Below are 25401 nucleotides of genomic sequence, written 5' to 3' on the forward strand. Positions count from 1 at the left end.
ATAAGCTGGGAGCACCCGCCGCAAGCAACCCCGCGTTCGGTCGGTTTGGTAGTCTCCTCTCACCGTCGACCGTTCAGCAAACAATTGCGTATCCTTGCCGTAATTGCATAGCCGCTCCCGCTCCGCCCCCAATATCGTTTCACAGGCGGGCTGACACCTCTCCGGGCACCGCTCGGCGTGCCGGCGAGTTGCCTAGTGTTCGTCGAGGAGGCAAATATGTTCTGGATGCGAACGGCCTTTGCTATCGCTTTACTCGTTCCATGTCTTTCAACCTCACTGCAGGCGCAAACGGCAAAAAAGATGGACGTCAGAGCGGCACGTGCTGAATGCTTCAGGCAGGCTAATGCCGCAGCAAACAACGTGTCGGTCGGTTTTTCCGGCGCGACTGCCGACAGGCAGGCTCTTGGAATGGACGCCTATCGTGATTGTTGCCGCAAAATGGGGATACGGCCATAAACATTCGGTCGTTCTCTGAAAGACCGCCCCTTCAGGGCGGTCTTTCAATTGATCGCCGCGCCTCGTCGAGATCCTTCCCGCCTGCCGAACTTGCATAGTCATCGGACTCCGCAATGCACCTTCGAAGTTCCGAAGGCGCATAGCCGAAAGGCGTCAATTGCCCAATGCTGGCTCCCTCGGTGCGACCTAAGAAGTTTCAACCGGTCGCAAGAACTGTTCCGCCGATCCGACGGGGCATGGGATATGGCCGAAGGCGGTACACGCACATTTTGCGATCCGGATGGTTACGCGGCCGCGTTTGGCAACGTAGGCGTCAACCTCACGATTGCAGGCGCCGGAGACTTCAGGGCCCGGCTGACACGGTTGAAACTGAATCATCTGGAAATTTATCGGTGTTGCGAGAGTCTCCCCCGCATAGCCTATATCTCGCTGCTCCCCGGACGGACCTTCCTGTCGTTTCCAGTCGCCAACGCATCCCTCAGATGCGGCGGATTGGCCTTGCGAAACGGCGACATGGTCCTTCACAGCGGCGGCGAGCGCGTGCATCAACGCTCCAACGGTGAGTGCCAGTGGGGCTTGCTCTCGTTACCGTCCGAGCAACTCGCCGATGGCGGCAAGGCATTGACCGGACGGCTGATCGCGTCGCCACGCCTCAACAGGATACTCCGTCCTTCGCGCGCGACAACGTCAAGATTCCAGAGCCTGTTCAGGCAAGCCTGCCATCTCGCGGAAACCCGAAAGGAGTTGACCGAGCGCCCCGAGATCGCAAGAGCGCTGGAGCAAGAAATGCTTCACGCTGTCACCCATTGCCTGGCTGCCAACGAGGCGGACGACCATCCCAGGAGAAGACATCATCATGCCGCTGTCATGGTTCGCCTCGAAGAAACACTGCGCAAACGCATTGATCAGAAGCTCAACATGCCAACGCTTTGTGCGGAGATCGGTGTAGCCGAACGAACCTTGCGGATGTGTTGCGCCGAGTTTCTTGGCGTGAGCCCTACACGATATCTTTTGTTGCAGCGCTTGAACAAGGCCCGCGCCGCGCTGCGGTCTGCCGATCCTTCAAAATCGAGCGTTGCTGAAGTCGCCCGAAATCATCAGTTCCTGGAGCTTGGCCGCTTTTCGGTGACGTATCGCACCACTTTCGGTGAATCGCCCTCGACCACACTGCAACGCGCTCGGCAGCCTGGAGCACAGGATTCTGCCGCATCGTCCTGACGCATTCACCATTCCGGAGGCCGGACCGTCGGTCCAATGTCTGCGGGCGAAGGAAGACCCGGGGCCGGCGGCTGCGGCTGGCTGGCCGGCGGCAGCAGTTCTCCCCAGTTGGTCCGCGCCCGCATTTGGTCGCGCGTCGCAGCGGTCACGAAATAGCTGTCCTCCCGTATCTGCCATCCGCCCCCGAGCGCGCGGTAGATGGCGGTGGCACCGAGTGCGACATTGGCCAAGGCTGTCGCCACGCTGCTCTCCGCCTGAAACAAATTCTGCTCGGCAGTGAGCACGGTCGTGAAATCTGTAGCCCCTTGCTCGTACTGTTCCGTACCAATTCTCAAGGCGCCGCGTGCAGCGTCGGCGCTCTTGCGCAAGTATCCGACCTGCAGGCGCGACTGCCGGAAGGCGGAAATGCCGTCGTCGACCTGCTGCTGAGCTTTGAGGACCGTGTTTTGATAGTCGACCAACAACTGTTGCAGCTTGGCATCTTGCAGACGCACGTTGTTGGTGATCTGCCCGTAGTTCAGGATATTCCATTGAAACGACGGACCGGCGGCATAGGTCACGCCCCTGGAGCTGACGAGTTGGCCCAGGTTATGGCCGTTGGCAGTACTGGCCGCGCCTCCGAACGTGCCGGTGATACTGATGGCCGGATAGAGCTGCGCCTCGGCCACGCCGATCTGGGCGTTCTGCGCCAGTGCGGCAAGCTCCGCGGCGCGAACGTCCGGCCGGCGACGGAGCAGATCCGCCGGGATGCCGACGGCGATCGTGCTGGGCGGTACTGGTATCCTGCCTCTCGACCGGGCGAGTAGCGCCGCCAGCGAGACGGGTGGGAGGCCGAGCAGCACACGGAGCGCGTTCTCTCCCTGTTGCAACTGGATGGTGAGCTGTGGAATCGCCGCTCGCGTCTGCTCGAGAACGTTAGTCGCCTGAAAGACGTCGCGTTCGCTGCTGCCGCCCCCGGTGTATTTTGCCTTCGCGATCTTGAGGCTTTGCTCCTGTTTGCTGATGTTGGAATGGGCGATCGCGATCAACTGCTCCGTGGTGCGGATACCGATATACGTTGCCGCGACATCACCCAGAAGGGTCACCAGAACGTCGTCGTAGCTCGCGATCGAAGCAAGATAGGCGCCATCAGCCGATTCAACACCACGCCGAAACCTGCCCCAGAAGTCCAACTCCCAGGCAGCCTGTGCGGCAAGCGAATCGGTCCAGAACTGCGTGGGTGTTGCGTTCGGAAGGGCAAGTGGCGTAGCAGCGCTGGGCTGGGTATAGATCAACGATCCCGTCCCCTGTTGCACCTGCGGATAGAACGAGCCGATGGCGATGCCCAGCACAGCACGGGCCTGGAGCACGCGGGTCCCCGCACTCAACAAAGTGAGGTTCTGGCCGTAGGCAATCCGGACCAACTCGTTCAGCGTAGGATCGCGGAACGTCTTCCACCAATCGCGATAATCCTGGTGACCCGATCTGATCGAGCCGCTCTTCGCGCTGAGAAACTCGTCGGCGATCGGGGCTGCCGGCGGAATGAAGTCCGGACCGACCGCGCAGCCAGCCAGCGGTAGAACTAGCGCTGCCGACAGGGCGCGACGTCTTGCTCCGCGTCGGACGAGGCGGAGAATCTCCATTGACGCAACCTCCCCCCAGTTGCTCACATGCCCCCTCTCAACCCTATCAATTTTGACAATCGCCCGTGCCGGACGTTCACGGCGTTGACTACAAAATCGCGCGCTGAGGCATTAATGTCACATGCAAATTCGGCAAATCCATCCCGGGCCGCCAAACAGGCTCGGCCTAACTCTTGGCCACGGTCGGCACGACGTACAGCAGCCACTTCTTCATCCGAATTGCGACCTTGGAGATGATGTGGGTTGGCTTGCCCACGTGGGTGTAGATGGCGGCACTTCCCCCAGAGCCGATGGACAGATTGCGTGAGACGGCCGGATCATCGAAAAGAATCTTGACCGCATAGGCGCCGGTCGATCCGACCCTCGCCGCTGTCGGGATGTCTCCGCTGGTTGTGAATTGACCGCCACCGGAGGCAGGTATGACGGCGTCCACCTTTCCGGTGAACAATCGGCCTGGATAAGGATCGAGCACCAATTCCACGTCGTCACCTGGCTTTACATTCACGAGCCAGTTCTGAGGATATACGGCCCCAACGGCGATGCTTGAGGTGTCGACGAAGGTCCCGGCTGCTGCGAGCGGCATAGGCACCAGCATGGTCCCCGCTTGGACCTGCCAGTTCACCACGTATCCATCAGCCGGCGCCGTCATCCGGCACTGCGCGAGGTTGAAGCGCGCGTCCCCCAATTGCGCCTCTACAGCGGGTACGCCGCTCTGGGCCACGACCACGGCGAAGGCGGCCTGACGCGCCGCTGCTTCCGCCTGCTGCAGCGTAGACTGAGCAGCGGCCAATGCGGCCACCGCCTGTTGCTCGGCAGCCTGTGCCTGCGTGACGCCAGCCGCGGCCTGCTGAACGGCGGCATCCGCCTCCTGGCGCTGCTGCTTGGCCTCGGCCACCTTAAGCTGGCTGATTGCGGCGACGTCAGCTCGCTGAATGTTCAAGGCGATCTGTTCCTGCGTCTTGGCCAGCTCAGCAGCCGCCTTTGTTTTGTTGAGGGCGGCTTGCGCGTTGGCGACGGCCGCTTTGGCTTGTTCAACCGCGGCTTGCGCCTGAGCGACTCCGTCCTTGGATTTCGCAATATTGGCATCCGCCGCTTCCGCACTGGCCTGCGCCTGCTCGACGTTCGCCTTCGATGCCTTGAGCTGCGCCTCAAGCTGATCAACCGTATATTGGTACGGCGCCGGATCGATCTCGAGGAGCAAGTCGCCTTTCTTCATCGGCTTGTTCGCCTCGGCATGCACGGCTCGGACCTGTCCTTTCACATAGGGGACGAGTTGGACGACGTATTGCGTCGTCACCAACCGTCCCGTCAGCGGCGCCGACACCGTCCATGCCACCACCACGCCGCCGATCAGGAGGACGCCGGCTAGGATCATGCCTGCGATGAGGTAAGGCCGCGGCTTCAGGCGCAATACCTTGAAGAGCACCAGCACGACCGCGGCATAGACGATGATCAGAAATGCAATCATTGCCGCATCTCCTCGTGGGCAGGGAGGCTGCGCAGTTGAGATTGCTGTTTGGTGGCCGCCTCTGGTTCGGCCACGTCCGGTGCATTCTGATCGTTTTGGGCTCTCGAAGCGGCCGATCCGGATGGCGTGATGAAGGCCCAGATCAATGCCAGCGGCCACAGCAATCCGCCCGTCGCGATGCCGATCCAGCCGGCGACGTTGACGGCAGAAGCCTGCGGATGCCCCCATTTCCGAGCGAGTCGACCCGGTAGTTGCCCCAAGCTGACGAAGATGATCACCGCCACCACGATCAGAACGGCAAACACCACAAATGCGAATGCGTCCAATACGCCAAATGAGGCATCCATTGTTGATCCACCTTCTGCCGCGACACGACCGTCAGCGGACGAATGGCGCTTAAGGCAACCCCTCGACGTTAGCAGCGCGCCAGCTCCTTCTTGTGCCTGCTGCAGTGCATCGGCGCGCGGAGGGTGCTCCGCTGCGAAGCGAACTCGACATCTCCCTGCTCTCGATTCTGAAGTTCACCGGAGCCAGGGACGGTGGCTATGCAACTTCGGCAAATTCGTTCCCCGGCTGCCCCTCCGGGCAAAATCCTAACTGCGCCAAAGGCGATCGAGAACCGCAGCCCTGACAAAGTTCGCGAGACGGGACCGACGGCCAACGCGCGACTTACTGATCAAAGTGGAGTGCTCAACATCGGGGCTCTCGACGAAGATCTTTCGAGCTTTCATGAATCGCCAGCTAAGCGGATTTCGCTTCTGAAAAATCATCTCAACATCCTGTTGCAGGTATCCGGACAGGACGATGGGCGGCCGAGCAAACACCTCCGGCAGCACCGAGGACAGATTGCTATCGGTCAAAACCTTCCATCGCGAGTGGCCACCCATGAGCGGTGACCGCAAGCTGAACACCACGCGTCCGATCCTGGTTTCGCGGATGGCATAGGAGCACATCGCACAAGGCTCAATGGTCGAATAGAGCGTGCAATCATCGAGGCTTGTCGCGCGGAGCTTCTTCTGAGCCGAAGCAATTGCAACCATTTCGGCGTGTCGCGTAACGTCTCCTTCGACTTTGACCATATTGAGGGATTCGCAAATGAATTCGCCCCGGCGCGCAATGACGGCCGCAAACGGGTACTCCCCGCTTTTGCCTGCGCATTGCGCGAGAGCAACGCAGCGACGCATCATGATCGCATCTGATTCTGAGTCAGACATTCTCATGGCGCGAACAGGCCTTTGCGCAATCGGAGCTGTGGGCGACGCTCGTTTGGTTGCGTGCCCGCGCTACGGGGAAATGCTCCGGCTCTCGATTGCATAATCGCACTCAAAAGTACGTCAGGACAATTTTCCTTCCGATAAATGATGCAAAGCTAGTTTTGGTTCGCAGTGCTGACTATGCAGATTCGGAATCTCGAAGGCCCGCAGCGAGGCGGGAAGCGCGAGTGGCTGAGCGGAAGTTTGTTGAAGAGGGATAAGCGAATTCCGCCGGAATCGCATAGCCGGATGCTAGGCTCGCGCCCAGAATGCCGGCTCTGTGTCCTCGCGAACCACACAGTTCAAAGCGGGGCGCAAGGTCGGCTGTGCCATCCTAGGCCGGAGCGACTGGCTAAGCGCGAACGCGTGGCGAAAACCGATGCGGATTTGCGGGGCCGTTGTTTCAGTGCAGTTCTAGCAAGGGAGAATGGCCAATGTTGCGAAAGGCTTTGATTGGCTTTGCAGCCACCGTCCTTGTAAGCGCAACCTTTGTCCCCGACGACGCGTTGGCCCGCGGTGGTTTCCGTGGCGGCGGATTTCACGGTGGCGGGGTTCGCGCGGCACATTTCCGAGGGGGCGCTGTAGCCGGGCGTAGCGTGGCTTATCGCGGCGGCGCCTATCGCGGGGCGGCTTATCGTGGAGCGGCTTATCGTGGCGTCGCCTGGCGCGGAGGATATTATCCCTATCGTGGAGCGGCGGTAGGAGCGGCGGCGGTGGGTGCGGCGGCGGCCGGTTATTACGGCGCCTACGGCTACAACAGCGGCTGCTATCGTAATGCCTACGGCGCTTGGGTCTGCCCAAATCAGTACTGACGCGCCCTCAATACGCTTCGGACGACGGCACTACCATCGGCAGTTGCCGCCGCCACATCCGTCATCTTCGGTCGTTTGCGCCCGGAGTGACGCATTGTGGCACGCTCGATACCTAGTCTAACATAGGCGTAGCGTTCTATCTGCGTTGGGGCGGCGGCAAGCCTCGTTGCCAGATGGTCCCATTGTCGAACTGAATGACCATACCATTCGGTGAATAGACCGCGCCTTCGTTGAAGGCATCAATCCAGATCCGGCTTGTCGGCGAAAACCAGTCCGGCCATGCCTGGGCGGGGACGCCTCCTTCGGTCAAGAGATTGAGCGCAGCTCCGTTCTGCGTGATATGGGCAGGTAGGTTTCCCCGGCATCTGTCGACGCAAGTATAGATGCCGGTGAGATTGATCGATTGTGCCGACGCCCCCGCGCTGGCAAGGGCGGGCAGGATTGCAATAGCTAGCCACAAATGCCTCATAACTCACTCCATTGGTCAAATCGTGAGACTGGCCTAACTGCGGCGCTAGGCTCTCGTCCGGCCCCACTCCCGCCGCCGTCCATCGTTTTCAGTCCGTGTGCAGCGTTAGCGCAAAAGCCAAAAGTACTCTTGTTTGTCAGCAGGAGGCCTCAACTTACGAAATATCTAGTATCCAGCTTGCAGCGCCGTCTATGCAGATTCGGAAGCGTCAGGTGCCGATTTACTGTCGTTTGATTGCGCTCCTACTGGCTGCCAGCGGAGCCAGCCTGCGTTGGGATCGTGGCGCGCACAATGCAGATTCGGCACGTAGCCGCTGAACGAGCCGCCGCTAAGTAGACGTTCGGAGTGGGAAACGAGCTAATCCCGACGGCGCCAACTTTGGTGTTGGCCCCTCCCCCGCGAAAATCGGAATGCCTCGGGTCGCCCAGTATTTTTTGGAAGACTGCTTCTGAGACGCCGCATTGCGCTTGCCGGAATCGCATAGCGCATCGAGGCCCCTTCAGCCAATTTCGTGCGTGCATGGCGACTGAGTGCTCGCCTGATCCTGTATGGATCGGCAAAGACCGTCAGTGGGTGGATGGGGGGCGAAGGCTGCGGCCCGGTTTCGGCAGCCGACATCAAGGAAGCCAACTATGAGCCTGTTCAGAGCAATCTGGGGCGCTATTGTCCTGGCGTGTACGGCCACGACAATGGCGAGCATTCCTGCTTCCGCCCAGCAGGGGCAGAAGCCCAACATCCTCTTTATCATGGGCGACGACATCGGTTGGATGCAGCCCAGCATCTATCACCGCGGCCTGATGGTCGGCGAAACGCCGAACATTGATCGCATCGCCAACGAAGGCGCGATGTTCACGGACTATTACGCCGAGCAGAGCTGCACGGCGGGGCGTACAGCCTTCTTCACCGGCATGCAGCCGGTCCGCGTCGGCATGACGTTGCCAGAAATTCCCGGCAGTCCATCCTATCTGCGGCCTGGGACCCCGACGCTTGCCAGGTTTCTGCTCGATCTCGGCTACACCACCGGCGAGTTCGGCAAAAATCATCTCGGCGACCACACAGAATCGCTGCCGACGGCGCACGGCTTCCAGGAATACTGGGGTTACCTCTATCACCTCGACGCCATGCAGGGGGTGAGCTTCCCCGATATCAACAAAACCCCGACCCAGCAGACCCTCGCGCCGCCATGCAAGAACACGCCGATCCCTGGATTGTCCGAGGTCCCCGGCGCGGTGGATCCCAAGACCACGGTTTGCCTGACGCCGCCGCGTCCGGTGCTCGCGTGCACGTCATCCGACGGCAGTAGCGCCAAGCAAATGTGCAAGGACGAGGGACCGCTGACACTTGAGCGTTCGAAGACGGTGGACGAGGAAATCTCGGCCAAGGTCGTTGACTTCCTCGACCGCAACGATCCGAAGAAGACCAACAAGCCATTCTTCGTCTGGTACAACCCGGCGCGCATGCACATCACGACCGTGCTTTCGGACAAATACTTGGCGATGGTTGGCGAAGCTGGCGGCAAGGACTGGGGCGTCAACGAAGCCGGCATGAAGCAGATGGATGACAATATCGGCGTGGTGCTGAAGAAGCTCGAAGACATGGGCCAAGTCAACAACACGATCGTCGTGTTCACCACCGACAATGGCGCCGAGACCATCACCTTTCCGGACGGTGGCACCACTCCGTTCAAGGGCGGCAAGCTGAGCACCTGGGAGGGCGGCATGCGGGCTCCGATGGTGATCCGCTGGCCGGGCGTCATCAAGCCCGGCACGGTCAAGAACGAAATGTTCGCCGCCCTCGACTGGCTCCCGACGCTTGTCGAGGCCGCCGGCGGACCAAAAGGCAACGCCCTGAAGCAGCGGATTGAGGCCGGCCAGTATCCCGGTATCGTCAAGACCACACTCGATGGCGTCAATCAGATCGACTATCTGAGCGGCAAGTCTGACAAGTCGGCACGCGACCACTTCTTGTATTATTCCGGCAAGGAGCCGTCGGCCGTCCGCTACAAGAACTGGAAGATGTACTTCGCAATGGTGTCCGATGCACCGTCGGGCTTCATTTCCGGAGTGCTGCCCTTCCACTGGACCCAGGTCGTCAACGTCAAGCGCGATCCCTTCGAGACTTCCATTGGCCAACAGCAGAAGACGCTGTTCGGTATGGGCGGGGCGATTGCTTCTCCGTCTACCGCGTATGTCTATGACTGGAACATGCTGCCTATCGGGCAGCAGTTGTGGCTGATGCACCTTGAGACTTTCGTCAAATTCCCGCCGCTGCAGAATCCAGCGAGCTACAATCTGGAACAGGTCATGCAGCAGGTCAGGGAGATGAAGACGAGCAGTCACGCTGGTGAATAGAGGCGTGAGCAGACGCGACGACCATGCGGACGCCCCCACGGGCGTCCGCCCACCACCGGTGAAGCGATGCGTTTCCCATGCAATCCCTGAGAGACCACCAATCTGACCGATGTGAACGTTAGGAGTCGCTCATGACCAGAAGAAATCGAGCCGGTCACATGATCATCGCTCTCCTGCTCTGCGGAGTAGCGCCCGCGCTGGCTCAGACAACGCCTTCGACACCGCAGCACGTGCCGCTGCAGAAGACGATCGGCCAGGCCAGCCCGGACATCGTGCCGTCGTTGATCGTCATGAACGCCCGCGGCGCCAGCCTGCAGGGCGGGAAGCTGACGCTGACGGGCGTTGCGCCCAACTCCATCGTTTTTGCGGACCGCCCGGTGCGGGCGGCCGGGCATGCGCTGACGACGCACCTCTTGGAGGAATGGTCGCCCAGCAATGAAAGCGATGAGAGCTTCACCAAGGATCCGCCGAACGGCACCATCTCGGTATTCAACACGGACGGATCGAAAATCCGCGATGCCGTCGTCACGCTGAAGACTGCGAAGCTCGAGGGCGACAAGCTGACCTTCGACGTTGACGTGCTCGAAGGCGAGCTCACAGGCGGCGATGGGCCTGCGGCGCTCTTCATCGATCGTTTCGGCTTCGGTGGCTTCCATGCTGGCGGCTTCCACGCCGGCGGGTTCGGTGGCTTCCATGCCGGTGGATTCCGTGCCGGCGGCTTCGATCGCGTCGGGTATGGTCACGTCGGCGCTGTCGGCTACCATCCCTACGTCGCTCGCGGTGCCTGGTATCGCGGGGCTCCGTATGCAGCCGCCGCAGTTGGTGGGGCCGCGCTGGGTGCAGCGGCATTAGGCGCCGCGGCGGCCAATCCGTATTGCGGCTATTACCCCTACCCGCCTTGCTACTGAGGCAACGCGAAATGTGCCGGCTCTGCGGCACGTTCACGCCGGTGCTCTACGATAAGGCGAGGAAGAACGGTTGGAACGTGATCAGCATGAACGATTGGAAGCGCATCTTCGCGTTCGAATAGTACGCTTGGCGGCCCACCTGCGCTCTTCTTTCGTGCAACGAGGAAAATGTCTTAGAGGAGGATCGCAATGAGTGATCTCGTCGTAATCGCATTCCCAACTGAGGCGAAGGCGGAGGAAGTCAGACAGAAATTACTGGCCATGCAGAAGGAATACTTGCTCGAATTGGGTGATGCAGTGGTCGCCGTGAAGGACGCCAAGGGCCATATCAAACTGAACCAGATGATCAACACTACCGCCGCAGGAGCCGTCGGTGGCGCTTTTTGGGGTACGCTGATTGGCCTGATCTTTTTGATGCCGCTCGCTGGCGCGGCCTTGGGCGCCGCCTCCGGGGCTGTGGGCGGTGCTTTGACCGATGCTGGCATCAATGACAAATTCATGAAAGATACGGCGGCCGCCATCCAGCCCGGGACAGCGGCGCTATTCGTCCTGGCGCGGAAGGTCACAGCAGATAAGGTGCTCGAAGGCCTCAAGGGCGAAGGCGGTACAGTGCTGAGAACCTCGCTCGATCATACGAAGGAAGCGGCCCTGCAGACGGCTCTGGCCGGCGTCCAAGCGGCCGTGCCTGCTCCGCCCTCCTGAGTTCGACCTGTTCACGAACTAACTGGGTTCCCCTTGGGCCACATGAGGGCTTCGCGTCGAAGACTTTGGCGCCACCGTCAGATGGCGCGTGCCTTAGGCCCGCGCACAGATTCCCGGGATCTGACGAGGCGAAGGTCGGCTGGACGGTGATCAGCATGAAGAATGATTGGAAGCGAGCGTTGCCGTTCGAGCAGCAGCACCGTCTCCGCAAGTACGTTTCGAGAGCGGCCCTGTCATTTGGAATGCTTCATTGGCTTCGCGTGCCACAATTCGCGCTGTCGCGCTCATCACGGCTCAATGCAAATGCCGGCGGCGCTGCCTCGGATTTGTGCTCGCGCTCGTCATGCTCCTTTGTTGCTCAGCGGGGCAAAGCTACAGTTCCGACACTCTCGAATGTCCGGAAATCGGTCCGGGATCGGTTCCCAGTCTCATCGGAGACGCTTCCGGTGGCGCGCTCTTCACCACCGAAAACCGCGTCGATCTCGCCAACGAGATCAACGAGCAGATCAACAGGCTGCAAATCGCCAGCCCCGATATCTCGTGGTCCGAGGTGCAGAATGTCCTGATCGCCGCCTATTGTCGCGTCGTCGCCCGCGAGCCGGGCTCACCGCTGCCGAGAAATGGGACCGCATGCGCCGGTTCGACAGCATCCTGGAACGCCAGATCGCGGCGAACATGATGCCGGCGGGTACGCTGATCATTGCGAACGTTCCTCTTCCTCCCGACGTCTATCGAGAACTCAAGAGGCAAGCTGTTGTCTCCAGCCAGACGGCCGCTCAGTTGATGGCAGCCATCCTGACACGTGCTGCAGGCAGGTAGTCGATCACCAAGCAACAGCCGGTGCCGGGATCATCCACCTTGGCACTTCAGCTTTGCGAGATCGACGTTGACGTTGCATTGCTCGGCGATCGTCTTGACCGCTCGCGTGAAATCGGGGTCGTGCAGCAGATCCTGGTAGCTCATTCCGCGGACGGCCGCCCTGGAAGGCTGCGAAAGATTGACGACAAGCGCAATCGCGTTCATCGCGCCCAACAAACACAACAGTGCAATCAAGGCATTCTTGATTCTGTCTGACATTACCGATCTCCCGATTTCACATCGCCGCCGAGGGCAGCGAGACGCCACGCCTGCCCGCCGGCTGAGTGGGCAGATTAACATTTGCGATGCCAGCTCGATATTGCCCATCGGCGCCAATCCCCGCGGATCGCCCGCCATGGGGAGATCGTCACGCTCGGCCTGCTCGCTTGTGATGATGTGGGTCTAGCTTCACTGCGTATGCTAACATGGCGCACAAGAGCTTGGTCGCGCATCTCACCGCGCTGAATTCAGCCGAAATCGCATAGCCCGTCGGGAAAGTTTAGGCCAGCTTTCAGAATTCGCTGTCTGAGGCAACGCGAAGACGCGGGCTCGTTGGACAACGGCGCCAGCGGCGCCGGCCGATCGGCGGAGCTGGAGTCTGATTTGGAGGACCGAAAGAACAGGAGTGCCTGCAATGCGCAACAAGAGATGCACGATTCTCATTGGTGTCGCGATCGCCGCATCAATGCTGGCGCTGACCGCGGATCCTGCAGCAGCAAGAGGAGGCTTCGGCGGCGGCGGATTCCATGGCGGCGGCTTTCATGGCGGCGGATTTGCGGGAAGAGGTTTCGGCGGCGGTTTTAGAGGCGCCGGATTCACAGGAAGCCGCGCCATGGCCGTTGGTGGCTTTCGCGGCGGCGCTCTGGTCGCGCGCCCCGGCTGGGGCGGTGGATGGCGCGGCGGATGGCGCCCGGGCTGGGGCGGAGGCTGGGCTGGATGGCGGCCCGGCTGGCGCGGTGGCTGGGGCGGATGGGGCTGGCCGATTGCGGCTGGCGTCGTCGCCGCCGGTGTCGCCGCGAGTAGCTGGGACTACGGCTATCCATATGCGGGCTACGACCAGTGCTTGTTCTGGGACGGCTTCACCTGGGTGAACGGCTGCGATCAACCTTCTGGCTACTGGTGGTGAAGCAAGCCTGAGGGAGCGCGTAATACGCATCACAATCACCTAGGGGCGGCAAAACATGAAGCTTCTCAGCGGAATGTTCGCGGCAGCGCTCTTGATCGCGTGCATAGGAGCGTGCCAGGCAGCGGTTCGGATTGCAAATGACCGTGGGGGACTGATCGACAGCTACCTGGACAGTTATGAGGAGCTGGGTGCTTCCGGCCAAAGGGTGATGATCGATGGCCTTTGCGCGTCGGCTTGCACCATCGTGCTTGCAGCGATTCCGCGCGATAAGATTTGCGTAACCTCAAGGGCCAACCTCGCCTTCCACGCCGCCTGGGAATTCGGTGCTCACCGACGCGCCATCACGAGCCTCGAAGCAACCCGGATGCTCTTTGCGATGTATCCGGTACAGGTGCGGCGCTGGATCGCGCGTCACGGCGGGTTGACTCCGAGAACAATCTTCCTCCGAGGCAGACAGCTTCAGGCGATGTATCGCCCGTGCTGACTTGATGCAGAGATCTCCGCGCGGCGCTGAGCAAGCCATCGCCCAGCGCTGGGCCTGGAGCAAAACGAGCGAAGCCTGCTGTCATGCCGATTTCTGCGTGAGAATGGTCCTGCCGAAAGTGCATAGCGCATCCAGGGCGTTTCGACCAATTTCCTGTCCGCGAGGCGTCCGACCGATTGCCGACATGTGATCCTCCATTGATCACGATGCAAATCGGTTGGTGGGTGGAGTTGGGCGAAGGCTGCGGCCCGGGTTTCTGCAGTCGGCATCAAGGAAGGCTTCCATGAGAATGTTCAGAACGATCTGGGCTGCCATTGTCGTGTTGTGTAGCGTCACGACAATGGCGAGCATTCCCGCCTTTGCCCAGCAGGAGCGAAAACCAAACATCGTTGTGATCATGGGTGACGACGTTGGCTGGTTCAACATCGGCGCCTACCACCGCGGAATGATGTCGGGCAAGACGCCAAACCTCGACAAGCTGGCGTCTGAAGGCATGATGTTCACCGACTACTACGCCGAAGCGAGCTGCACGGCGGGACGCGCCAACTTCATCACTGGCGAGTTGCCGATCCGCACGGGGCTGACGACTGTCGGTCAGGCCGGTGCCGATGTTGGCATACCGGACCAGGCCGTGACACTCGCCACCGCCCTCAGATCGCTCGGCTACGCCACCGGACAGTTCGGCAAGAACCACCTCGGCGATCTCAACAAATATCTGCCGACGGTGCACGGCTTCGACGAATTCTTCGGCTACCTGTATCACCTCGACGCGATGTCCGACCCCTACTGGTACTCGTTCCCAGTCAACCAGGACTACTACAACAAGTACGGGCCGCGCAGCCTGATCCACAGCTACGCGACGGACAAGGACGACCCCACCGAGATGCCGCGCTGGGGCAAGATCGGCAAGCAGCGGATCGTCGACGAGGGGCCGCTGCCGCCGTTTCCCGACATGCAGAACGTGCCGAATATGCATGACCTACCGTTCCTGAAGGCGAAGTACGACATGACCACCTTCGACGAGGTGTTGGTCAAGGCGTCCAGCGACTTCATGGATAAGGCCAAGCGCGACGGCAAACCCTTCTTCGTCTGGCACAACACGACGCGCATGCACGTCTGGACATTCCTGTCGAAGAAGTACAGCGCGATGCAGAACCACGAGTCGAATTACGGTCTCGAGGAAGCCGGCATGGCCCAGCTCGACGACAGCGTTGGTGCCCTGCTCAAGCATATCGACGACATCGGCGAAACCAACAACACCATCGTCATCTTCACGACGGACAACGGCGCCGAGGTGTTTACCTGGCCGGACGGCGGCATGACGCCGTTCAAGTCCACCAAAGGGACCGCCTTTGAAGGCGGCTTCCGCGTGCCGGCCATCATTCGCTGGCCCGGCCACATCAAGCCCGGTTCGGTCGAGAATGGAATCGTCTCCGGGCTCGATTGGTTCCCGACATTGACCGCTGCAGCCGGAAACCCGAACGTTACCGACCAGCTTCTCAAGGGCGTGACGCTGGAAGGCCGCACCTACAAGAATCATCTCGACGGCTACAATCAGATGGATCTTCTGACGGGCAAGGGTCCCTCCGCTCGCCATGAGATCTTCTATTTTGCCGGTCCGCATTTGGGCGCAGTTCGCCACGATGATTTCAAGTTCCAGTTCTTCCAGCAGCCATACGGGTGGCCCGGCGAGAAGGACACGACCGACATGCCAGCCATCATCAACATCCGCCAGGATCCGTTTGAGAGGCTGCCCATCCTCCGAGGCGAGACGCTGAACACCGGGTCGCCCGGCTACTTCAACGACTTCATGGCCCGCGAATTCTGGCGCTTCGTGGTTGTTCAACAGGAGGTCGCCAAATTGGCGCAAACTGCGATCGAGTTTCCTCCCATGCAGGCGCCAGCGAGCTTCAACCTTGAAACCGTAAAACGGGAGATTGAGGAGAAGATCAAACAACATCAAGGGCAGTAATCGGCCCGGTCTTTCAACACGCGGGCGCTCTCAAAAAGAGCGCTCGCCCCATAGCGAACCGGCAGGGGCAGCCGGGAGCGAACTCGCGCTGGAAGCTTCCGATCCGTGCTTCAGCGCACTCGAAGGAGGCCGCAATGAACGGGGCATTCTTGTCACTCGTACTGGTCACTCAGCTTGGAAGTCCATTGGTGGTGCCCGTCGGAGATGTGGTGCCCGTTATCGACGTCGAAAGGACATGCAAAGAAACGGCGGCCACGGACAAGGCCATGAACCTCGATCTTCCCCAATCTGTCGAGAATTGCATGCGCGACGAGAACGCCGCGCGACAGCAGCTTGCTACTATCTGGTCAAATTATTCCGCGTCCATTCGTGACCGCTGCGCCGCCGAAGCGACGCTATTGGGAACGGGCAGCTACGTTGATCTATTGACCTGCATGCAGATGAACGACCCCGCGACGTTGTCGCCAGCGACGGCGTTGAAGGGCGCGAGCAAGAATCGAAACAGGAACTGACACCAAGCCGCCACGCATGCCGACGCAGTCCGCGGCGATCACTGGTTCACCGCGCGGCGGATGCCGAGCCAAATCTGATCCTTCAATGCTGTCAGCGGCGGCGGAGGCATCGTCACCGGCGTTCCTCCCATCCGGCTTCTCGTGGGCGAGCTCATCCTTTTTCCCGTGCGAGATGTGCCAAAGCTCATCGCTTGGTTCAGCATTCAATTCAACCAGATGCTCAATTCGTCACAAAGATGGGCGTCACCTGCGCTTCTATTTTGTGAACCTCGGCCTCGGGGACGTAGGCGGTGTTGCCGCCGTAGGCTGAAGATTGAACGTCAGCCAGACATTCCAGCCTGCTGGCCGATTTTCATTGGCGAATTCGCCATAGGCCTTCAGGTTCAGGTATCCCTGCATGTCTCCGACCGGAAAAATATAACCAACCTGCGGTCCGACGCCGGCCACTCGCGAGCGGAAGCAGCCGACGCGATCACCGGAGCCGCTGTCGCAGCCAAGCTGCTGATAAAGGTAACCTACGAGGCCGACCTGCCACTGCTTGGTCAGGAATTGCGACGCACCCCAGTCGAGATGCATGTCGACGCCGCTTTGATATTGGGTGGAGGGGTTGACGAAGTTGTATGTGAATCCCAGCACCGCCGAAGCTTCATGCCCGGTCTTTGGGTCGAAATAGGTGTAGCCGCCGCCGGCGTCGATCGCCCAGTGCCCAAGCCCCAAATTCGCAAGGCGGGTCGACTGGTAGGCGCCGACCGGGAGGTCGGCGGTAATGTAGGTCATGTAGTTGTTGACACCGGCATTCCAGCGCAGCGCGAACTGCGGGACCAGATCGCCAAATGCAATGAGCGAGCTGTCGATGCTGTCGAAGCGCGAGAAGGGGATCGTGCCGCCGCCCGGGAGCGTCAAAGCTCCAGTCAGAGATCCCGCCAGCGACGTGGAGTTGGAGCCGTAGGCCGTCAGCAAGCTGGCGGAGGCCTGACCACCGAGCACCGGCGTCTCGAAAGTGTAGGTCCCGGCCAGAAGGCCAAGATTCACGTTTGCATTGACGTTCGCGCTCGCGTTGACGCTCAGATTTGCGGGAATTCGGCCAATCGTGATCTCGCGTGCCCGCGCCACATCGCCGCCGGCAGAAACCGAGGTGTGATAATAGACCGAAGTTACCGACCAGCCCGGCGCCTGCTGGGGAACAGCCGCGAGGCTGCCAAAAAATCCGGGTATCCAAAAGCTGATGCCGTCTTCATCGGCTCGCGCTGCATCATTGGGGAACGCGAGCAAAGCGGCAATTGCTGCCGCGCCTAACCGCCAAACGAAACCAGCCGTCGATAGCGATTTCCCGCCCTTTATCTGCATCTGCCGATCCCCATTCTTCGCCCTCCTGTCACAACCGAAGAACAATCGGGTCGTGCGAGGAGCCGGAAAATGAGCAGATGCTACTACAGCGCGGCTATGCAGAATCGGCACATTCTCAGCTTGTGCATATTTTGCGGGAGACTGTACCTTCCTTGCCACAATTTCCGGATGTGTAGCTCGACGTTCTTGCCGTTTTTGCATGGCACATCTTGCCGACAGAGACGTTCGACCAAAGCGACCAGTTTTGCCGTTTTTGCGAAGGCACACCGAAATCGATTATCTTACGTTTGAGAGGCGGGGTCGGCGCCTTTCGACCTGACGACGCGCTACACCATCGAGGCCATTGCCGAGCGCGACCGCATCAGGTTTGAGGTCGAAGGCGTGGACTTACTCGACAAACGTCATCCCGCCGTGATCGAGGAGATCAGCCTGCGCCACTTCGCACCGCTGTTTCGTCGCCAAGGCGGAATCACGTCCGTGACATGGATCGAGGAAGCTCGCGTCGATGCCGCTAGGCGCCTACGTGAGTTTGGGCATGAAGCAGGCGGCCAGTCATTGCGGATTTGGATTTACTGACGTGCTCGTCGTGCCGGCGTTGACGCCGCTGAGTATCCCAAATGTTTCCGAAGCGCTTCATTGGCACGAGAGTCCGCTCTCGCGAGGCACGGACTGTCACGTCCCTCTGGCAACACAACGCCAGCGGGCTCCGACCGCTACTCGCAGAAAGTACAAAATCGCGGGAAAATCGGAGTCTGGCGTGCAAAATCGCAGGATTGGTAGCGGGGGAGCGCTACCGCCTTTCCCCACACTCACCGGAGCTGCGATACCTCATCCAATCTTTCGCATGACGCAGTCGAACACCCCTTAAGCCCGTGGTGAGCGCGGCAGCTCGACTTGAAAACCTTTGACTAGCCAGTCGAACAATAGGCCATAGACCACGGCAAGCGGGAGGCCGACAATGGCGGTCGCCGCCATCAGTGCCTGCCAGTAATAGATGTCGCCGCGGATCAATTCGGTCGGCACCCCTGCGCTCACGGTGCGACTCCCGGTCGAACTGACGAACACAGCCGCATAGATGTAGTCGCTCAGCGACAGCGCGAAGGCGAAGACGACGCAAGTCGTGATGCCCGGGATGGCAAGGGGCAGCGCCACCCGGAAGAAGACGCCGACGCGGCTCCAACCGTCGGTCAAGGCCGCCTCCTCGATCTCGCGCGGGATCGAGCGGAAGAAGCTGAGCAGAAGCCAGGTGCAGAACGGAACCGTAATCGTCGGATAGACAAGGATCAACGACCACACTGTATTGGCGAGGTCGAGCAGGGTCACGACCTCGTACAGCGGGATGAAAAGCAGCGTGGGAGGAATGAGATAGACGAGGAAGATTGCGATGCTCGAATGCTCACCCCAATGCCCCATCAGCCGCGCCAGACTGTAGGCCGCAGGCACCGCGAGCACCAGCGTGATGGCGACGACGATGACGCCGATGAACAACGAATTCCAGAGAAAGACCGGATAATTCGTCTCTGTGAACAGGAAGCCGATGTGGCTCAGCGTTGGGGGAAGATTGAACAGAAACGGATTGTTGGCCGGATCGTACAGATCGGCATTGCGCTTGAAGGCCGTGATCAGCATCCACGCCGCCGGGAAGATTGCGAAGGCGCAGAACAACAGCAGCGCAGCGTAGAAGCCGACCGTGCGAAGCGTTTGTCCCGTGCGCATTGGTTGCTACTCCTGCCCGCGATAGGCCATGCGCAAGGCGAGGATGGAGACGGCGAGCAGCACTGGAAACAGAAACAGCGCGATTGCCGCGCCCTGGCTCAGCGCCCCACCCTGGATGCCTTTGAGATAGGCCCAATATGGGAGAATTTCGGTCGTATAGCCGGGTCCGCCCCTGGTGGTTAGCGCCACCACAGTCATGTCACCGAAGATCACGAGAACTGTGAACAGGATGGCGACGATGAGCAGGATCGCCAGCGCCGGCAGGGTGATCTGAAACAAGACGCGGAAATAGCCGGCGCCGTCCAGTTCGGCCTGTTCGAACAGTTCGCCCGGAATGGCCGTGCGGCCTGCCATCACGATAATCGTGGACAGCGGCAGCGTGCGCCAGACATTGATGGTCACGACCGCACCAATACCAAGCCATTCGCGCCCAAGATAGAAGAGATTGTTGGCCGGACCGAGCATGGTGCCGGGGCCGAGCAGGCCGACCGCGCGAATGATCCAGTCGATCGGGCTGAACTCCGAATCGAGCAGCCAGAGCCAGCCGACGGCGGCGAGCGCCACCGGCATTGCCCAGGGCAGGATGAGCAGGATTTGCGCAAGTCGCTTGCCGGGAAAGTCGCGGGCGAGCAACTCCACCTGGAGGATCGTCAGGATCGTGAGAAGCACCAGCGTCGCCACGGTGATGATGATGCTGTTACGCAAAGCGAACATGAACGCGGCGTCGTAGACCACGCTGATGAAATTATCGAGGCCCACAAACTGTTGAATCGTGGGATTGCCGACAGTCGCCTCACTGAGGCTTAGCGCAATGGCAAGGAAAAACGGCACCGCGACAAGTGCAATCACATAGATAACGGCTGGCGCCAGCATGATGGCACCGACAACGCCATCGCGATCGGCTATTCCGATGCGCGCCTCCCGTTGCGGCGGCTTCCCGTATCCTTCTCTCCGCCCGCCGAAGCCTTCTTCGTTTCTCACGACAACTCCTCGCCGCCAGGCCATTCGGCACGTCGCGACGCAGTGTCTTTCCGCGTCGCAGGACCGCGCTTCAAATTGGCGCGGCAGCCGTGCGCATACCGGTTTGAATGTCGAAAAACCGTAGCAGTGAACGCGGCACCACGAATTCCTGCACCTCGCCGACCTTCACTTTGCCGATCGCTTCCTGCCGTAGCTTGCACAGCACCTTGGCGTTCCTGAATTCGCCATCCGCGTTGCCGTAGGCGAGCCATTCGGAGCCGAGAAACTCGATCCGCGTGACGCGCACCTGGAACGTCGCCACGTCGTCGGATTTCGCCACAGCCGCTCGCGGCGCGAGGTGCTCCGGGCGAAAGCCGACGATTGTGGCGCCGTGCTCCAGCAGGTTCATCGGCGGCGTGCCGATGAACCCGGCGACGAACGTGTTTGCCGGCTCCGCGTAGAGCTCGTGAGGCGAGCCGATCTGGCGCAGCACGCCGGCCTGCATCACCGCGACACGATCGCCAAGGCCGATCGCCTCGACCTGATCGTGAGTGACGTAGACGGTGGTGATGCCGGTACGGTCGTGCAGCTGGCGGAGTTCGGAACGCGCTACCGCCCGCACCTGCGCGTCGAGCGAGCTGAGCGGCTCGTCGAAGATAAAGAGAGACGGTTTGCGCACGATCGCGCGGGCCAGCGCCACCTTCTGTTTCTCGCCGCCCGAAAGTCGTGCCGGGCGGCGGTGCAGGAGGCCTTCGATGCCAAGTATTCCGGCTGCCCAGCGGATCAGACGCTCTTGCTCCGCCTTCACCGCGCCGCGCGCCTTGAGGGGAAACGCGATGTTGTCGGCCACTGACATGTGCGGATAGAGCGCATAGCTTTGAAAGACCATTGCTATGTTCCGCGCCCGCGGGGGCAGCGGAGTAATGAGCCGGCCGTTGAGAAAGACGTCGCCGGCGGTCGGCTTCTCGAGGCCGGCGATCGATCGCATCAGCGTCGTCTTGCCGCAGCCGGAGGGACCGACGATGGTGAGAAACTCTCCCTCCCGCGTCGTCAGGTCGATACCCTTGAGGGCCTTGAAATCACCGAAGTGTTTCGCCAGCTCTCTGACTTCCAACACGGCCACGGCGCTGATCCTCGCTAGTCCTTGCTGGCTTCCCGACCGCACCCGACGTAGCCAAGCCGTTTCCATTTCTCGACGATCTTCTGCATCTGGGCAGCGGTATCCTTGACGGCCTGCTCTGGTGTTTTCTCGCCGCGCGCCGCCTGCGCCATCATCGTTGACAGCAGGAACGTGTTGTAGACCTCACTCGTGGCTGGATTGGCGTAGCCGGGATAGCCGAGCCATGCGGTCCAGGCGAGCGCTCCCCTGAGCACCGAAAGCTTGTCGGGCGGGTCCGAGCCCCACGGATCGTGATCGATCCAGCCGCCCTTCTGTTCGAGCTGCGGTACCGTCGGCGGATAGGCAGGGAAGTCATAGAGTTTGCTGTAGTACGTATCGCTGCTGTAATTGGCAGCGAGGTCGAGCATGAACTTCTTCGCCGCCAGAATCTGGTTCTTGTCAGTCACGTATTTCGGAAGAACGTAGATGAACCAGACATGCGCGGTCTGGCGCACGTCGCCGTTCGGCCCCTTCAGCCCCGGCCTGAAGCCGGTGTCGGTCGCATTCTTCGGGTTGGATTCCTGAGCCGTCCGATAGAAGGAGATCGAGTTCTGGATGTAGGAGGCTCGCCCGGACACGAACGCCTGATTGTTCGAAGCCGCATTCCAGGAGAACACCTCCGGAGTTTCGGCAGCGTGGAAGAGCTTGGCCTGATACTTCACCGCGTCGAGTACCTGCGGCGAATCGAGCGTTACGTTGCCGCAGGCGTCCTGCACGGTGCCGCCGAACGACCAGATCAGCGAACGCGCATAGAACTCCGAGTCGATCTCGGGCGACATGCCGACGCCGACCGGAATTCCCGTTTTCTGATAGATCTTCTGGCCGCCCTTGAAGAGATCGTCATAGGTGGCCGGTCCTTGTGGATAGCCGGCATCCTTCCACAGCGAGATGCGATAATCGCCGGGATCGACGACCCAGCCCACGCAATAGGCGTACCACTGCTGTTTGACCGGGAGATAAGCCTGATGGGTGCACGGCGCGACGCCCGCGCCATAGGCCGCCTTGGCCGCGTCATTGACGTCGTCCAAGGGCTGCAGACCCTGGATGAATGCGGCTGGCGTCGCGTTCATCTGCATCAGCGCCGGCCCCTTGTTGGCGGCAATGGCGGCCGCAAGCGTCGAGTTCAGGTCGGCATAACTGATGTGCTGCACGGAGACGTTGACGTTGTGTGCGGCTCCCCATTGTTGAGCATAGGCATCGAACCACTTGTCGTAGCGCGGAACGAAATGGCTCCATTGCGTGATCGATAGCGTCGTGCCGGCCGGGAATTTCTCGGGAAAGGTCAGCGCCCCGTATTTTACCGGGAAGTGTATCGCCGACGGCTTGACGCCAGAAGTTGGTTCATCCGGCGTTTCCGCCGCGGACAGATTTGCACTCGCTCCGAGCACACAGAGCGCAGCAGCGGCGACCGACACCGCTAGGAGCGCTGGGCTATTCCACCGCTTGGCCATGGTTTCTCTCCCTTTGTCCGAAAAATTTTGGACGGGGATCGAACTCGCAGCCCCATTTGTACACGTTTTGTTCGATCGCTTTCCGCTCATAAAGCCCGTTGGACCATCAATTAACGGGGTTCGGCGGCAGGAGTTTCTGCGACGAAGGGCTAAGCCGCTGCATCTGGCGCGCAAACGCCGTACCGTACCTTGCGATCGCCACGGTAACGGGCACCCGCAGCTTTTGAGGCTCGTCGCATGATTCCCCGCCCGGGTGGTCCTACCGCTTGCGCCATTCCATGGTCCGCACGAAATGGTGAGCCTCCGCCATCCCCCTCTCGGCCAGGCGTGACATGGACCGCTTCCGCAGAGAATTTCTCACGCTAGCCAGCAAAGCCGCCGCGTCGATCGGGTGCGCGATGATCTCGCCCGATACAAGCGCGGCCGCCGCTCCGACTTCCGGTGCCAGCACAGTCTTCGACGCGCGCAGCTTCGGGGCGATTGGGGACGGCAAAGCCATCGATTCGCCGGCAATCAATCGGGCGATCGAGGCAGCGGGCAGCATGGGCGGCACGGTATATTTTCCCGCGGGTCGCTATGCGTGCTACTCGCTTCGCCTGAAAAGCGCAGTTGCGCTTTACCTTGATGAGGGCTGCGTGATCATAGCCGCCGACACCCCGCGTGAGGGGACAGCGTCAGGCTACGATCCAGCAGAATCGAACGGACCCTGGGAGGCGTTCCAGGACTTCGGCCATAATCACTGGCACAATAGCCTGATCTGGGGCGAGAGCATCCATGACGTCGCAATCTTCGGACCGGGCTTGATCTGGGGACGGGGGCTTGCCCGCGGACACGACGACCCCGACCTGCCGCTCGCCGAGGCACCAGGCGTGGGAAACAAGGCGATCGCCCTAAAGAATTGCCACAATGTCACTCTTCGCGACCTGTCGATGCTCGCCTGCGGACACTTCGCCGTTCTGGCGACGGGTGTCGACAACCTGACGATCGACAATCTGAAGATCGATACCAATCGCGACGGAATCAACATCGATTGCTGCCGCAACGTTCGCATCTCGAACTGCAGCATCAACTCGCCCTGGGACGACGCGATCTGCCCGAAAAGCTCGTTTGCTCTCGGCTATGCGCGCCCGACCGAGAACGTCACGATCGCCAATTGCTACGTTACGGGCGGCTTCCAGGTAGGCTCGCTCATTGACGGCAGCTTCAAGCCTTTTCCCGGCACTTACGAGGACCACGGCTGGCAGCGCACCGGTCGCATCAAGTGCGGCACTGAATCGAACGGCGGATTCCGGAACATCGCCATTTCAAGCTGCGTCTTTGAAAGCTGTCGCGGCCTTGCGCTCGAGACAGTCGATGGCGGAATTATGGAGGACATCACCGTGACAGGGGTCACCATGCGCGACATCCGCAACGCGCCGCTATTCCTGCGTCTCGGATCACGCCTGCGCGGCCCCGCCGGCATTACGGTGGGCGCACTCAAGCGCGTTCTGATCAGCAATGTCACCTGCAACGCGCCACTGAACGATATGCCATCGATCATTAGCGGTGTTCCAGGACATGCGGTCGAGGACGTCAAGATCAGCGACTGTTACTTTCTGCACAAGGGTGGCGGTACTGCTGAGATGGCGGAGCTTCAACCGGTCGAGCGGCCGAACGACTATCCTGAGCCTGCTCTGTTTGGCCCTTTGCCGGCGCAGCATTTCTACATACGTCACGCTCGCAATCTCGAATTCAACAATGTGGAGCTTCGAGCTGTCACCGCCGACGCGCGCCCGTCGCTTTGGCTCGGCGACTTGAACAGCGCCGATCTCACGCACGTCAAGTTTCCCAGTTCGATCGGTCCGACCGTGTCGTTCAATGACGTTTCCGATTTCCGCGCCTTCGCCAACCGCGGACTGAAGGACGTGTCGATCGAGGGTCGGATCTCACATATGCAGCTGTGAACAGAGGGCTCACGGCTTCGGCCGTGGTGCACGACACATCGAACAAAGCGTGAGAAATCGCAGGTTGGCGTGCAAAATCGCACGTTTGGTAGCGGGGGAGGGACGCGCTACCAGGCCCAGATTCGAAGCGAAATCCTGATATTTTCCAGCACGTTGGCCGGAATGTGGTAGCGGATTTGATGGTGTTACATCCCACCCGGATGTCTCACCCGCCCGCGCCCCGGAAAGGCTGCCAACGTGGCTCGTCCCTCCTACCTCGCCCGGCGCGGCGACGGTCGTTATTTCCTGCAGATTCGGTTGGGGAAGACGATCTCGATCGAGCTAACGACGTCGCTGGTGGCGAGCGGTGAATTTGTAGGTATCCTCCCGATATCGGTCGCGCGGCGGAAAGCCAGTCAGGCCGCACTGCGCGTCCTGCCGATCAGATCGGTAGGGCCGCGGGTTTCCGCCGAAGTCGTTTTTGTCAAGAACCGGACGCTCAATCCGCCTGTGGTGTCGTTCATCGATTGCGTGCGGAATGTCGTCAAGGCTTCCCGCCTTGAGTGACGACGCCGTTCAAGTTCGGCCGGATCGGCACCTTCCGCTGATGATGCTGTGGACGGCTCCTCCGCCGA

The 25401-nt window shown here is 60.7% G+C and carries 24 protein-coding genes; 13 read left to right on the top strand and 11 right to left on the bottom strand.

Features of this window, described 5'->3' with window-relative positions; translation table 11 throughout:
* The first annotated feature begins 216 nt into the window (after positions 1–216).
* Positions 217–456, top strand: a complete 240-nt coding sequence (locus MTX21_RS18385; RefSeq protein ID WP_280966187.1) for a hypothetical protein — start codon at positions 217–219, stop codon at positions 454–456.
* 243 nt (positions 457–699) lie between these two features.
* Positions 700–1674 (top strand): AraC family transcriptional regulator, encoded by a 975-nt coding sequence (locus MTX21_RS18390; RefSeq protein ID WP_280966188.1) that lies wholly within the window; start codon positions 700–702, stop codon positions 1672–1674.
* 5 nt (positions 1675–1679) lie between these two features.
* Here MTX21_RS18390 and MTX21_RS18395 read toward each other — a convergent pair whose 3' ends face one another.
* The 5 genes from MTX21_RS18395 to MTX21_RS18420 form a co-directional block, all read right to left on the bottom strand.
* Positions 1680–3296 (bottom strand): efflux transporter outer membrane subunit, encoded by a 1617-nt coding sequence (locus tag MTX21_RS18395; protein ID WP_280966189.1) that lies wholly within the window; start codon positions 3294–3296, stop codon positions 1680–1682.
* 166 nt (positions 3297–3462) lie between these two features.
* Positions 3463–4764, bottom strand: coding sequence for a biotin/lipoyl-binding protein (locus MTX21_RS18400; protein ID WP_280966190.1), 1302 nt, complete (start codon positions 4762–4764; stop codon positions 3463–3465).
* Positions 4761–5111 carry a DUF3302 domain-containing protein gene (locus MTX21_RS18405; RefSeq protein ID WP_280966191.1) on the bottom strand — a complete coding sequence of 117 codons (351 nt, stop codon included), beginning with the start codon at positions 5109–5111 and terminating at the stop codon, positions 4761–4763. The genes MTX21_RS18400 and MTX21_RS18405 overlap by 4 nt, the downstream gene beginning before the upstream one ends.
* A gap of 246 nt (positions 5112–5357) precedes the next feature.
* Positions 5358–5978: a nucleoside deaminase gene (locus MTX21_RS18410; RefSeq protein WP_280966192.1), complete on the bottom strand. Its 621-nt coding sequence runs from the start codon at positions 5976–5978 to the stop codon at positions 5358–5360.
* A gap of 987 nt (positions 5979–6965) precedes the next feature.
* Positions 6966–7298, bottom strand: coding sequence for a hypothetical protein (locus tag MTX21_RS18420; RefSeq protein WP_280966194.1), 333 nt, complete (start codon positions 7296–7298; stop codon positions 6966–6968).
* Positions 7299–7987: 689 nt separating this feature from the next.
* On the opposite strand from MTX21_RS18420, the gene MTX21_RS18425 reads away from it, so the two are divergent.
* The 4 genes from MTX21_RS18425 to MTX21_RS18440 all read left to right on the top strand — a co-directional run bounded on the left by MTX21_RS18425 (position 7988) and on the right by MTX21_RS18440 (position 12078).
* On the top strand, positions 7988–9649 hold the full coding sequence (locus tag MTX21_RS18425; protein ID WP_280971090.1) for an arylsulfatase: 1662 nt from the start codon (positions 7988–7990) through the stop codon (positions 9647–9649).
* 131 nt (positions 9650–9780) lie between these two features.
* Entirely contained in the window at positions 9781–10557 is a 777-nt protein-coding gene (locus MTX21_RS18430) for a hypothetical protein (protein ID WP_280966195.1), read from the top strand.
* Between the two features lie 189 nt (positions 10558–10746).
* Positions 10747–11259 (top strand): DUF1269 domain-containing protein, encoded by a 513-nt coding sequence (locus MTX21_RS18435; RefSeq protein WP_280966196.1) that lies wholly within the window; start codon positions 10747–10749, stop codon positions 11257–11259.
* Between the two features lie 630 nt (positions 11260–11889).
* Positions 11890–12078 carry a hypothetical protein gene (locus MTX21_RS18440; RefSeq protein WP_280966197.1) on the top strand — a complete coding sequence of 63 codons (189 nt, stop codon included), beginning with the start codon at positions 11890–11892 and terminating at the stop codon, positions 12076–12078.
* A 30-nt stretch (positions 12079–12108) separates the two neighbouring features.
* Here MTX21_RS18440 and MTX21_RS18445 read toward each other — a convergent pair whose 3' ends face one another.
* Positions 12109–12336, bottom strand: coding sequence for a hypothetical protein (locus MTX21_RS18445; RefSeq protein WP_280966198.1), 228 nt, complete (start codon positions 12334–12336; stop codon positions 12109–12111).
* Between the two features lie 415 nt (positions 12337–12751).
* Between MTX21_RS18445 and MTX21_RS18450 the strand changes: the two genes are divergently transcribed.
* From MTX21_RS18450 to MTX21_RS18465, 4 genes are all read left to right on the top strand, one after another.
* Positions 12752–13243 carry a hypothetical protein gene (locus MTX21_RS18450; protein WP_280966199.1) on the top strand — a complete coding sequence of 164 codons (492 nt, stop codon included), beginning with the start codon at positions 12752–12754 and terminating at the stop codon, positions 13241–13243.
* 55 nt (positions 13244–13298) lie between these two features.
* Complete coding sequence (locus MTX21_RS18455) at positions 13299–13727, top strand: hypothetical protein (protein ID WP_280966200.1); 429 nt, start codon at positions 13299–13301, stop codon at positions 13725–13727.
* A 340-nt stretch (positions 13728–14067) separates the two neighbouring features.
* Positions 14068–15699 (top strand): arylsulfatase, encoded by a 1632-nt coding sequence (locus tag MTX21_RS18460; protein WP_280971091.1) that lies wholly within the window; start codon positions 14068–14070, stop codon positions 15697–15699.
* A 134-nt stretch (positions 15700–15833) separates the two neighbouring features.
* Complete coding sequence (locus tag MTX21_RS18465; protein ID WP_280966201.1) at positions 15834–16211, top strand: hypothetical protein; 378 nt, start codon at positions 15834–15836, stop codon at positions 16209–16211.
* Between the two features lie 255 nt (positions 16212–16466).
* Here MTX21_RS18465 and MTX21_RS18470 read toward each other — a convergent pair whose 3' ends face one another.
* The gene (locus MTX21_RS18470; RefSeq protein WP_280966202.1) at positions 16467–17558 is read right to left on the bottom strand and encodes a transporter; all 1092 of its coding nucleotides are present in this window, start codon (positions 17556–17558) and stop codon (positions 16467–16469) included.
* A 381-nt stretch (positions 17559–17939) separates the two neighbouring features.
* On the opposite strand from MTX21_RS18470, the gene MTX21_RS18475 reads away from it, so the two are divergent.
* On the top strand, positions 17940–18134 hold the full coding sequence (locus MTX21_RS18475) for a hypothetical protein (RefSeq protein WP_280971393.1): 195 nt from the start codon (positions 17940–17942) through the stop codon (positions 18132–18134).
* Between the two features lie 288 nt (positions 18135–18422).
* On the opposite strand, the gene MTX21_RS18480 is transcribed toward MTX21_RS18475, so the two are convergent.
* From MTX21_RS18480 to MTX21_RS18495, 4 genes are all read right to left on the bottom strand, one after another.
* Positions 18423–19274 carry a carbohydrate ABC transporter permease gene (locus MTX21_RS18480; RefSeq protein WP_280966203.1) on the bottom strand — a complete coding sequence of 284 codons (852 nt, stop codon included), beginning with the start codon at positions 19272–19274 and terminating at the stop codon, positions 18423–18425.
* Between the two features lie 6 nt (positions 19275–19280).
* Positions 19281–20255 (bottom strand): sugar ABC transporter permease, encoded by a 975-nt coding sequence (locus MTX21_RS18485; RefSeq protein WP_280966204.1) that lies wholly within the window; start codon positions 20253–20255, stop codon positions 19281–19283.
* 70 nt (positions 20256–20325) lie between these two features.
* Positions 20326–21357: an ABC transporter ATP-binding protein gene (locus MTX21_RS18490; RefSeq protein WP_280966205.1), complete on the bottom strand. Its 1032-nt coding sequence runs from the start codon at positions 21355–21357 to the stop codon at positions 20326–20328.
* A 14-nt stretch (positions 21358–21371) separates the two neighbouring features.
* Entirely contained in the window at positions 21372–22844 is a 1473-nt protein-coding gene (locus MTX21_RS18495; RefSeq protein ID WP_280966206.1) for an extracellular solute-binding protein, read from the bottom strand.
* Between the two features lie 332 nt (positions 22845–23176).
* Between MTX21_RS18495 and MTX21_RS18500 the strand changes: the two genes are divergently transcribed.
* Together MTX21_RS18500 and MTX21_RS18505 are read left to right on the top strand one after the other, a co-directional pair.
* Positions 23177–24787 carry a glycoside hydrolase family 28 protein gene (locus MTX21_RS18500; protein ID WP_280971394.1) on the top strand — a complete coding sequence of 537 codons (1611 nt, stop codon included), beginning with the start codon at positions 23177–23179 and terminating at the stop codon, positions 24785–24787.
* A gap of 237 nt (positions 24788–25024) precedes the next feature.
* Positions 25025–25333 carry a LysR substrate-binding domain-containing protein gene (locus MTX21_RS18505; RefSeq protein WP_280966207.1) on the top strand — a complete coding sequence of 103 codons (309 nt, stop codon included), beginning with the start codon at positions 25025–25027 and terminating at the stop codon, positions 25331–25333.
* Positions 25334–25401 lie beyond the last annotated feature (68 nt).

Source organism: Bradyrhizobium sp. ISRA430 (genome assembly GCF_029909975.1).
GTDB lineage: Bacteria > Pseudomonadota > Alphaproteobacteria > Rhizobiales > Xanthobacteraceae > Bradyrhizobium.